This window comes from Gordonia sp. ABSL11-1 (genome assembly GCF_030315685.1).
GTDB lineage: Bacteria > Actinomycetota > Actinomycetes > Mycobacteriales > Mycobacteriaceae > Gordonia.
Genome location: NZ_JASXSI010000014.1, coordinates 154845 through 164700, shown reverse-complemented (window position 1 = coordinate 164700; position 9856 = coordinate 154845). Strand labels below are relative to the sequence as shown.

The following is a 9856-nucleotide window of genomic DNA, read 5'->3' as shown; positions in this document are numbered from 1 at the left end:
TTAGGCTGAACCTTGATGCCGCCCCTCACCGATCCGCTGACGCTCGGCCAGAAGTTGGTCGCGGTGCTCGAGAGCGGTCGTCGCACCGCCACCTACAAGCTGGCCGTGCTGATGGCGCTGCTGGATCTCGCGGTCGAATCAGTGCCCGACGATGCGAACGACGTCGTGGACATCAACCTCGACGATCTCACCACCCGCGTCATCGAACTCTACTGGCGACAGATGCGACCACTTGACGGTCACCGGTTGCGGCAATCTTCCGACGGCCGCGGTGTCATCTTCGACGCCGTCGCCCACCTCCGCTCGTCCGTCACCGGCGCGCATCGCACACCGTCGGTGGATCTGGTCGTCGCACAGGGCTCGCCTGAGTGCATTGCGGCACACGCCACGGTGAAGCAGGCGCTGGTTCGCTATCCGCTCAAGCTGCTGCAGAATCTCACCACCGGTGCAGATAACGAACGCTTTCTGTACGACGACTCGTGGATGGGCACGGGGTCGAAGCGGGTGATCGCCGAGCACGGCAACGCACTGACCCTCTTCCCCGGCGTCTGCGTGACCCTCGCGCGTCTCGCGCCACTGCTCAAGCCTGCATTTCAGCTCGCCTGGGTCGACGACGTGCGGCGCATGAACAGGTCCGTTCTCGACGACGGCCCCGACCTCGCTCACCACCTCTTCGGCGCGGATCGGATCTCGCTGCAGCGGGCCGGCGACGCACTCACTCAAGAGTTCGGCGCGTCGTGCTTCTACTGCGACGCATCGGTCCGCGCGGCCCGTCATGTCGACCATCTCCTGCCGTGGTCGCGAGTTGGCATCGACGGCCTGACAAATCTGGTGTTGGCGTGCGCGGGCTGCAACTCGAGCAAGTCGGACCTACTGCCGGCGCCTGAGCATGTCGGTCGAGCGCTCGCGCGTGGACGGACAGTGCTCGATCAGCTTGCTGTGGAGATCAATTGGCCTAGTCAATACGACCGTGTCGTGTCTGCTGGGCGCGGCCTCTACACAACGCAGCCGATGAGCACTCCGGTGTGGCAGGGGCGCAATCAGATTCAGATGCTGACACGAGTGGACTTCGTATGGCCGGGGTGAACAACATGAGTACCGAGACAACTACGAGAACCCTCGAGGTCAACGACATCGACCTCTCGATCACCGAACAGGGCAGCGGTGATCCCGTCATCCTCTGTCACGGCTTCCCCGGACTCGGCTACTCCTGGCGGCACCAGCTCCCGGCGATCGCCGGCGCCGGGTGGCACGCCCTTGCCCCCGACATGCGCGGCTACGGTCGCAGCAGCCGACGGACCGACGTCGGCGCCTACGACCGCGCGACCACCGTCGCCGACATGGAAGGCCTGCTCGACGCGCTGGGTGTCGAGCGTGCGGTCTTCGCCGGCCACGACTTCGGCGCGCACCTGGTGTGGGATCTGGCTCGCTGGATTCCCGAGCGCGTCGCTGGGCTGATCCAGCTGAGCGTTCCCCTGACACCACGAGCACCGATGCGGCCCAACGAGATCTCCGCATACCTCGCCCGTGACCATTTCTTCCACATGCACTACTTCCAGCAGCCCGGTGTCGCGGACGCGGAGCTCGACACCAACGTCAACGAGTTCCTCCGTCGGGTGCTCTGGGCCTTGAGTGACACCGACCGCTACCTCAGCTGCTGGGAGCATCCGACCGCCGACAACGGCTACCTCGATGTGCTGCCACCGGCTCCGCCACTCCCCTGGGAATGGCTGACGACCGACGAATTCCAGTACTACGTACATGAATTCATACGGACGGGATTCACCGGCGGACTCAACTGGTATCGCGCCGCCGACCTCGTGTGGGAACAGAACGCCGAGCTGCACGACAAACCGGTCCTCGCACCGACCGTCTTCATCGCGGGCGGCCGCGACCCCGTTCTCGCGATGATGGGCCGTGACCCGCTCGCGTCCATGACGGCGCTCGTTCCCGATCTACGCAACGTCGAGCTCATTCCGGGAGCTGGTCATTTCGTGCAGATGCAGGAGCCGGCTCGGGTCAATGCGGCGATCGTGGCGTTTCTTGAAAGTCTATGATCAGGTCACGTCGACAATCGCTCGACGCGCTGTCCCGTAATCCCGGCAATGAGCTCGAAATCCTTGTCCACGTGAAGGACACAATGACCGGCTAATTCTGCGGTTGCCGCGATCAACAAGTCTGGTATCGAGGGTGCGCGATGGTGTCCCTGCTCTGCCAACTCGAGTTGGACCTCGAGCGCTCTGTCTTCGATCACTGGCGTGAGGTATTCGACGGGCATCGCCGACAGCGGAGGCCGTCGCAGAGCTGTCCGCGCGTCGTGCACATTCCTAGCTGAGTAGCCAACCTCGAGTCGGGTCATCGTCGTGATGACGACAAGTCCCCGTTCGATCCGTCGCGCCCACTCAGGGGCGTCCGGACTACCGGCAAGCCGAACCAGTGCCGATTTGTCGATCAGCCACGAGTTCGTCACTGCCACGCTTGCGACATCAGGTGATCGTCAGCCAGGGCGGAGAACGTGTCGGCAAACGACTGCAGATCTTCGACGGACACTGGGGTCGACTCGACACCAGCATCGAGAGCAAGCCGACGGCGCAGGTACTGGGTCCGCGAAAGACCCAGCCGCGCGGCGCGCGCATCGACTGCGGCCACCACGTCATCGGGGACGTCTCGAATCAGGATATCGCTCACTGGAACCTTTCTACCTGGTGATATCGTACGCTATCGCAAGCAAGCGGGACACCGTAGCGGCACCACATACTGTTACGACGACGCGGGGTTCCGTGTGGCGCTCCCCATGACTCTTGGACGCAGACTCCTCCGGGTTGGTTCCCTCGCTCAGCGTCCCGATGAACTCGTCGAACCACACTCCGTCGGTGAGCCAGCAGCCCACAACTGTCGAATGATGTCCGAGGCAAGCTGTCGATGTCCGCGCAGGGTCGGGTGCGCGCCATCGGCCTCGAACAGCCGCGGGTCCGACAGCCAGTGCAGCGCGATGGGATCGATGAATTGGACATCCTTCGCCGCCGTCGCCTGCACCAGCGCATCGCGTACTCGTTCGAGCTGAGGCAATGGAACCGCCGGAACCTGGACCGGGCCGACCGCAACCAGGCGGGCATCTGGCAAGGTCGCACGGACGGCGTCGTAGGTGCGTTCGGCGGCGCGCGCGATCTGGTCGGATGGGTATCGAATGTCGTTGTCGCTGCCTTGAATCAACACGATGCGGGGGTGTGCAGTCACCGCGCGCGGGACCCGCTCGAGGTAGGTCGATTGCCCGTTCTTGCGCGAGCCCGGATTGACGTACCCGGTGCCGTCTTCACCGTCGACCTCCACGTCCCAGCACGTGCGGTCTTCGATGACCTCGGGATAGGCGTTGTCCTCGCCGTGGGTGAAGCCAGTCGCGTACGAGTCACCGAGGACGTAGAGGACGGGCGCACCCGTGGTCGGTGATGGTTCGGGCTCAGGTGATGCTGTGGCGCAGCCGGCAAGGAGCAGCGCCGCCAGGAAACACAGAAATGGGCGGAGCCTGTGGTCTCGCGAGGTCCGGCGGTCAGGCGTCGACGCAGTCGCTAACGCGGTCGACGACGAACTCATGTGTTCACGAAAGCACAGTTGGTCGGCAGAGGAGTGGTCTCACTGCGAAGAGCGCACCGTCAGCTCCACGCTTTCCTCCACGCCAACGTCGGCGGGCGGCTGAACAAGGAGCATGGCCTGGATCTCAGCAGGTGTGGCGCGACGACCGTCGGCATGCCAGGTCTGCAGTTGCTCGAGGGTAGAGAGCAAGGTGTTGAAATCCAGGCCGTATGGGCGATGCAGCAGGCGACGAGGTCGGCGGGTCACGCCTGGACTGGTGAGCTCGATCGTGGGTACGGCGTTGCTCATGACCATGAAACGAATTGTCGTCGAATCGAAGTCGAACGTCATGCCGTTGCCGAACCGGATTGATTCGGGGCCGATGAGCAGCGGACCGCGTTCTCGATAGCTGAAGAAGAGCAGCACTGGGATCACGGCGGCACCCATCAAAGACGGAACAAACATTCGTCCGGCGTCGTCGTAGCCAAGGAACACTGCTGCGAGCGACCCTCCAAACATGATCCCGATGACCGCAGACAACGTGATCCCCGCATGTGCGTAGAACGGCTGTCGATGGACCGCGACACAATCGCGCCGAATCACCAGTTTGGTACGGACAAGTACGCGAACCACGATCGGCAGCAACGCAACTCCGACAGAGAAGATCACCATCGCCGACATGGACAACGCCACCGAGACGACGCCGCACCACACCGCGATCACAAGAAGGCCGATACCCGACGCGCGAGACTGCTGATAAACCCAGTCGGTCCGTTTGGTCCAGATGAAGCGGACGTCGTGTCCGCCGGCGTTCAGCGACACGGCGCGGTCGATCTCATCATCGCCAGAAAGTACGAGAATCCGAACACCGATGACCAGCGGGACAATTCGGACACTGGCAGATCCTCGTCAGATGCCTTCCTGCGATGCGCTAGAACCCGCCCAGGTCGATCACCAATGCGATCGGTGCGGCGATGACAAAGATCGGCGTGAACCCCGCCCAGAAGGCGCCGAGGAACCATCGACACCTCGTGAAGCGGCCGAACGCGATGCCGCCGACGCCGTATACAACCAACACCGGCAGCGCCCAGACCAGCCAGAACGTGAGCGGCGGGTCCGACACGTTCGAGTTGTAGTGATCAGACGTCCCGACGGCGGCACCGGGCAGTTGCGGAGTGATTGTCGACGCCAAGTACGGTAAGTAGACGCCGAGAGCGGTTCCCACGAGGAAGACGAGGCCGGGAATCGCGATGTCGACGACGTCCAGCCACCGACGACGATTCGGATCGATTCTCAACGGCCTTTCCGCATTCACCCACCATGGTGGGACCGGTGCCAATCATCGCGTCGGCACGTCCCGACTCCCCGACAATGTCAGGAACTGGTGGACTGTCGCAAGGACAACCGCGACGAGTGCCATGGGGACGGCGACGAGAAGGAGAATCCAGAACCCCGCCCAATTCGCGACACCCGCGAACGACAGCCCGCCGTATGCCGCGACAGCCAGCCAGGAACTCCATCGTCGCATCACCAGTGCGGCCACCACCGCTTGCCCGCACAGAAGTAGCGCGAGCACAACGAACGGCCAGATGCCAAGCACTTCGACGATCGCGGTGTCGCAATCGGCTCCGGGCGCGCTGTCGAAATCGAGTCGCCCCATCTTGGAGCACCCCAGCGACACTGTCGACACGGGCTCTCGTGTGCTCGTCACGGCATACACCAGTGCGAGCACAGCCATGAGTGACCACACGACGCGCACGGTTCTCACGCGCGTAGTCTATGGTGCCGGTGGTTGCGCCTCGCGTCACACGGGCGTCGTGCCGGGCTCGTTCACAGCGACGGCAGATTCGCGAAGAAGTCATCAATATCGATGAGATGTCGCCACGCCGTGTCTTTCTCGCGGTCGTCGATCCAGTTGCAGACTTCGAATCCATCGGCACCATGTCCGATCAGCACTCGCGGGATCTGCATTCCCGGTGCGCCGAAGACGATGTTGTGCGTTGAGTTGTATTGGTAGAGCGCTTTGTAGACCAACAGTGCGAGGTCGACGTCCATGTCGTCATCGATGAACTCGTAACCACGGGCCAGAGTTTGACCGATGGTCTCCCCCGGCAACTGGGTCATCACAGGCGGGTCATCGCGGATCAACGCTTCGTTCGTTTCCAGCCATTCGAACATCGGTTCGAGAAACAGATCCGCCTGAATGAGCACCTCGGCTGGCTGGTCGTCCAACTCCAGGAGGATCAGGGACAGATCCGGACACATTGTGCCGAATCTCGGGTTGTCTTGGCGGGGGTCACTCTCGACGAACCGAAGACGTCGCACACCTTCGACGTTGTCACTCATTGCCACAGCTCCCCCTAACTGTCATCGGCAGATAGTACGAGGGTGCCAATAGCGGTTACCACCAGAACAATCCGGACAAACGAGGCGAACCGGCTCCGGCTGCGGTCGAATCTCGGCATCTGCCAATGAATGGCTACCGACTTCATCCGATCAAACGACAATCCCAGTCATTCACGCGCGCGACAATCAGCCTACGCGTTCAGGACTTCGTATCGTCGGCAGGCGGATCGCCCCACCGTGGCACTCGCCGCAGGAATCGTCGCACCCGTTACCGGCCCCGTGTCGGCGGCTCCCGCACCGACCGTCATCCACGACTGCTCCGGCAAAGCGTTTGTCGAACCCGAGATGATCGAGTCGATCTTCTGTGCCGATGTCGGCATCATCGTCACCGACATTCGGTGGTCACGATGGACAGCAGAGCTCGCCGTCGGAAACGGCGTCGAGCATCGCAAGACGTGCGTACCGAACTGCGCTGAGGGGCCGATCGCGGTGCAGCCTGTCGACGTCACCTTGCTCGCTCCGGTAAACGGCGAGTTCACCCAAATCCGACTCGGCGACGAGTACGGCGTCAGCAACACCTACAAACTCACGGGCACTCTGCGGAGGTAGCCCTCCACGAATCAACCGGTCCTCGTCCTGCTCGACGCATGACCGATCCCGACAACCGCCGCACCGATCCCCGCTGCGACCGCGAACACCAGCCAGAGCGCCACCTGTTCCAGGAGCGCACCGACCAACGCGCCCAACAGGATCGCGACGATGGCAGCAAGTCGGCGGTTGACGATCGTTGTGCGGTGGGGTCGGGCGAACATGTCGGTAGCCCAGACAGTGATGGTCGATGTCACGACGACCGTGGTGACGTCGGCGACCCCGACCTTTCGGGCCGCCGCGGCCTGCATCCCCATGGCGCACGCGGTCATCGCCGCGGCAACGATCACCACCGTCGGATCGGTCGAGCTGATTGCGAGCATCACTGCCGTCGCAGCTACGAGCAGAACCGACGTCACCGCCACGGCAGTGAGCCGCGAACTCCAGCCGGGCGGCGATGAGCGCATCGACAACCCGGCGAGGCCGGCGCCGAAAATGAATGTTCCCAACGCAAGTGCGGGACCGAACACGGGGAGTGCATCGGCGCCCGCGGCACCCATCCCGAGGATCACGACGTTTCCGGTCATGTTCCCGACGAAGACCCGGTCCAGGCCGAGGTAACCGCCAGCGTCGACGAGACCGGTGACGAAGGTCAGCGCGAGCATCAAGCCCAGGTGGCGGGACGCGTCTTCCATTCGAGCGAGGGTTGTCATCGGAGATCGGCGGGTGGTGGGCGTGAGGGTCATGGGGTGGCCCTTCGTGACGCCCGCTCGTTCCTCGCGGGCTCCTCAGGGGCCGATTTGGGTACGTCCAGCTCATACCTCGCGGGCTCCTCAGGGACCGATTTGGGTGCGCCCAGTTCGTTCCTCGCGGACTCCTCAGGGACCGATCTGGGCGCGTCCAGCTCATACCTCGCGGGCTCCTCAGGGACCGAGATCTGCGACCGAAGTCCCGCAACCGGAACGGCTTCCGCAACCAACGCGACTTCGACCGGCGCGCCGCCGGGCAACGCGTAGACCCCGACGGCGCTGCGGGCGGGCAGGCCGTCGAGACCGAACTCGACGGCAAGCGCATCCGAGGCACCGTCAGCCACCGTCGACAACGCGGTGAAGTCACTGCTACATGCGATGTAGACGGACATCTCGACGCAGCGAACGGACTCCCCGACCTCGAGCATCGATCGGGCGGCGACGACGGCATTGCGGACGGCCACGGAGGCGGCATCGCGCGCGGCGGCAAGGTCGACCTCGACTCCGACTCGACCGACCATCAACAACTGACCCGTCGCGGCGTGGAGTCATCCCGGCGGTACGGATCGTGGACCCGCTACGGGTCGCCGGAACGTACCGTCCCTGAGGCTTCGGAACATCCACGGTGGCACTCTCATTCGAGGCCAAGTGCCACCCCCTCCTGCCGCGGATCGCTGCCGCCGAGCAGGAAGCCCTGTGAGTCCATCGAGATCACCTGCGCGCTCCCTGCTTCGCCGAAGGGTTCGATATCGCGCACGCGAAATCCTCGGCGACGCAATTCATTGCGAGTGTCGGATGCCACGGTGGTCTCGATGCGCAGCTCGGACTCCTTACCGACGGCATTCGCGTCCGATCCGGGGAAGACGGTGAATCTGGGTGCGGACACCGCTTCCTGCGGGTCCAGACCATGGTCGAGCAGATGAGACAGCACCTGCATGTTCCACTGCACCTGACCATCACCACCGGGCGTGTTGCCGACAGACATGAGCTTTCCGGAATCGTCGGTCGCGACCCAGGCGTTCAAGGTGTGCAAAGGCTTTCGTCGTGGATTCACCTCGCTGGGGTGGCCGTCGATCAGGTACGCGCCGCGGCCCAGTCGGTTATTCAGCACGATCCCGGTACCCGGAACACTGAACTTGGCACCGAAGGTGAACGCCAGGGAATGGATCAGACTGACCGACCTGCCCTCATCGTCGACCACAACCAGTGACGTGGTGTCGCCTCCGGCCACGGCGAACTCACGGGAGCTCGTGGATCGTTCCACCATACGTCGACGGCCCTCGGCGATCATGTCGGCAGTGAGCGCCCGACCTGGGCCGTCGTTGTCGGATCCGCAGAACGCGAACCGATCCTCGAACGACACCCGCGCGGCGCCGGCCAGACGCTCGATGGCGTCCGTGCTCATCCACGGAGTGAGTCCCAGCTCAGGTCCGCACAGCCCTGCCTGTTGCAACACCATCCACCCGGCCGATGGTGACGGTGTCTGATGGATCACCGCGCCGCCGTACTCGGTGGTCAATGCCACATCCGGCGCAACGGAACCGGTCAACTGCCACTCGTCGCCGCTGAAGGGCGCTCCGCCTTCCGTGAGCGCGGTGACACACTGCTCAGCGAGTTCGCCTGTGTAGAACGACGTCGGGTCGGCCGCAAGTCGCCGGATGGTCTCGGCGAGCTCTGCTTGCGCCCGTCGCGATCCGACCAGAGGCACGCGACCGCCGTCGGTGAAGGCGGTGCGCAGATTCTCGTCGACCTGGATCGCAGTCAGGGCGTCGCCGACATCATCGCGGGTCTTGGCGGAGCACGGCAGACCGCGCTCTGCGATACGGGCGGCAGGCTCCCAGAGCTCTCCGAGACTGCGGGTGGCACCGTTCGCGTGCAAGGCGGCAAACGCGGCCGGTGCACCCGGAACCGCCACGGCTAGTGGGCCGTCCAGAGGAATCGCCGACAACCCACACTCACGGTAGAAGTCGGGCGTCCCACCGTCCGGCCCGAAACCGCTTCCGTTGACGGTCCACACCGTCCCATCCGGCTCGGCGACTACGGCGAACGCGTCGCCACCGATCCCGCACTGGCCCGGCAGAGTCAGCCAGGTGATGGCGGCGGCGGCCAACGCGGCGTCGACCGCGTTGCCACCCGACGACAGCACTTGCAATCCGGCGGCGCTGGCCAACGGATGGCTGGTGGCCACCATTCCGCGCGTGGCGATGGTGGGTGGGCGTTGCGGAATGCCGGTCATGAGGAGGCCCTGAGCTTCCGGCGTCGCGGTCCCTCCGGCGGTTCGGTCGGATCGATGCCGACGAAGATCTCGCCGTCGCGCTCTTCGCACGGATAGGTCTTGATCGGTTCGGTGGCCGGCGGGCAGATCGGCTCGCCGGTCTCGAGATCGAATGCGCTTCCATGGCAGGAACATCCGATGCCGTCTTGGACCAGCTTGCCCGACGAGAGCAGGCAGTCCAGATGTGAGCAGTAGTTGGAGGTGGCGTAGGCCTTGCCGTCGAGTCGCGACACGGCGACCTCGTACTCCTCCGCGTAGAACCGCCGGACGATACCTTCGGGGACCTGACCCGACCGGGCAACCCGCTTGAATTCCATGGCTTTTCCTC

Annotated in this window: 14 protein-coding genes; 3 read left to right on the top strand and 11 right to left on the bottom strand. The window is 64.1% G+C overall.

The features are described 5' to 3' along the window. The first annotated feature begins 15 nt into the window (after nucleotides 1-15). Both QSJ19_RS16740 and QSJ19_RS16735 read left to right on the top strand, forming a co-directional pair. Nucleotides 16-1086 (top strand): HNH endonuclease, encoded by a 1071-nt coding sequence (locus tag QSJ19_RS16740; protein WP_286322011.1) that lies wholly within the window; start codon nucleotides 16-18, stop codon nucleotides 1084-1086. A gap of 5 nt (nucleotides 1087-1091) precedes the next feature. Further along, the gene (locus QSJ19_RS16735) at nucleotides 1092-2057 is read left to right on the top strand and encodes an alpha/beta fold hydrolase (protein WP_286322009.1); all 966 of its coding nucleotides are present in this window, start codon (nucleotides 1092-1094) and stop codon (nucleotides 2055-2057) included. Between the two features lie 5 nt (nucleotides 2058-2062). Here QSJ19_RS16735 and QSJ19_RS16730 read toward each other — a convergent pair whose 3' ends face one another. From QSJ19_RS16730 to QSJ19_RS16700, 7 genes are all read right to left on the bottom strand, one after another. Beyond that, nucleotides 2063-2476 carry a PIN domain nuclease gene (locus QSJ19_RS16730; protein WP_286322008.1) on the bottom strand — a complete coding sequence of 138 codons (414 nt, stop codon included), beginning with the start codon at nucleotides 2474-2476 and terminating at the stop codon, nucleotides 2063-2065. Continuing rightward, complete coding sequence (gene vapB, locus QSJ19_RS26810) at nucleotides 2467-2688, bottom strand: type II toxin-antitoxin system VapB family antitoxin (RefSeq protein ID WP_353507151.1); 222 nt, start codon at nucleotides 2686-2688, stop codon at nucleotides 2467-2469. Before vapB ends, QSJ19_RS16730 begins: the two co-directional genes overlap by 10 nt. A 147-nt stretch (nucleotides 2689-2835) precedes the next feature. Further along, nucleotides 2836-3591 (bottom strand): SGNH/GDSL hydrolase family protein, encoded by a 756-nt coding sequence (locus tag QSJ19_RS16720; protein ID WP_286322006.1) that lies wholly within the window; start codon nucleotides 3589-3591, stop codon nucleotides 2836-2838. Nucleotides 3592-3630: 39 nt separating this feature from the next. Next, the gene (locus QSJ19_RS16715; RefSeq protein ID WP_286322005.1) at nucleotides 3631-4392 is read right to left on the bottom strand and encodes a hypothetical protein; all 762 of its coding nucleotides are present in this window, start codon (nucleotides 4390-4392) and stop codon (nucleotides 3631-3633) included. 109 nt (nucleotides 4393-4501) lie between these two features. Further along, nucleotides 4502-4867, bottom strand: a complete 366-nt coding sequence (locus QSJ19_RS16710) for a hypothetical protein (RefSeq protein WP_286322004.1) — start codon at nucleotides 4865-4867, stop codon at nucleotides 4502-4504. A 42-nt stretch (nucleotides 4868-4909) separates the two neighbouring features. Further along, the gene (locus tag QSJ19_RS16705; protein WP_286322003.1) at nucleotides 4910-5338 is read right to left on the bottom strand and encodes an ABC transporter permease; all 429 of its coding nucleotides are present in this window, start codon (nucleotides 5336-5338) and stop codon (nucleotides 4910-4912) included. A gap of 62 nt (nucleotides 5339-5400) precedes the next feature. Next, on the bottom strand, nucleotides 5401-5916 hold the full coding sequence (locus QSJ19_RS16700; RefSeq protein WP_286322002.1) for a hypothetical protein: 516 nt from the start codon (nucleotides 5914-5916) through the stop codon (nucleotides 5401-5403). Between the two features lie 237 nt (nucleotides 5917-6153). Between QSJ19_RS16700 and QSJ19_RS16695 the strand changes: the two genes are divergently transcribed. Beyond that, nucleotides 6154-6525: a hypothetical protein gene (locus QSJ19_RS16695; RefSeq protein ID WP_286322001.1), complete on the top strand. Its 372-nt coding sequence runs from the start codon at nucleotides 6154-6156 to the stop codon at nucleotides 6523-6525. An 11-nt stretch (nucleotides 6526-6536) separates the two neighbouring features. Here the strand turns inward: QSJ19_RS16695 and QSJ19_RS16690 are convergent, their stop codons facing one another. The 4 genes from QSJ19_RS16690 to QSJ19_RS16675 form a co-directional block, all read right to left on the bottom strand. Next, nucleotides 6537-7199, bottom strand: a complete 663-nt coding sequence (locus QSJ19_RS16690; protein ID WP_286322000.1) for a YoaK family protein — start codon at nucleotides 7197-7199, stop codon at nucleotides 6537-6539. A gap of 47 nt (nucleotides 7200-7246) precedes the next feature. Then, entirely contained in the window at nucleotides 7247-7717 is a 471-nt protein-coding gene (locus QSJ19_RS26805; RefSeq protein WP_353507150.1) for a RidA family protein, read from the bottom strand. Between the two features lie 170 nt (nucleotides 7718-7887). Next, nucleotides 7888-9489: a gamma-glutamyltransferase family protein gene (locus tag QSJ19_RS16680; protein WP_286321998.1), complete on the bottom strand. Its 1602-nt coding sequence runs from the start codon at nucleotides 9487-9489 to the stop codon at nucleotides 7888-7890. Beyond that, nucleotides 9486-9845: a Rieske (2Fe-2S) protein gene (locus tag QSJ19_RS16675; RefSeq protein WP_187585766.1), complete on the bottom strand. Its 360-nt coding sequence runs from the start codon at nucleotides 9843-9845 to the stop codon at nucleotides 9486-9488. Before QSJ19_RS16675 ends, QSJ19_RS16680 begins: the two co-directional genes overlap by 4 nt. Nucleotides 9846-9856 lie beyond the last annotated feature (11 nt).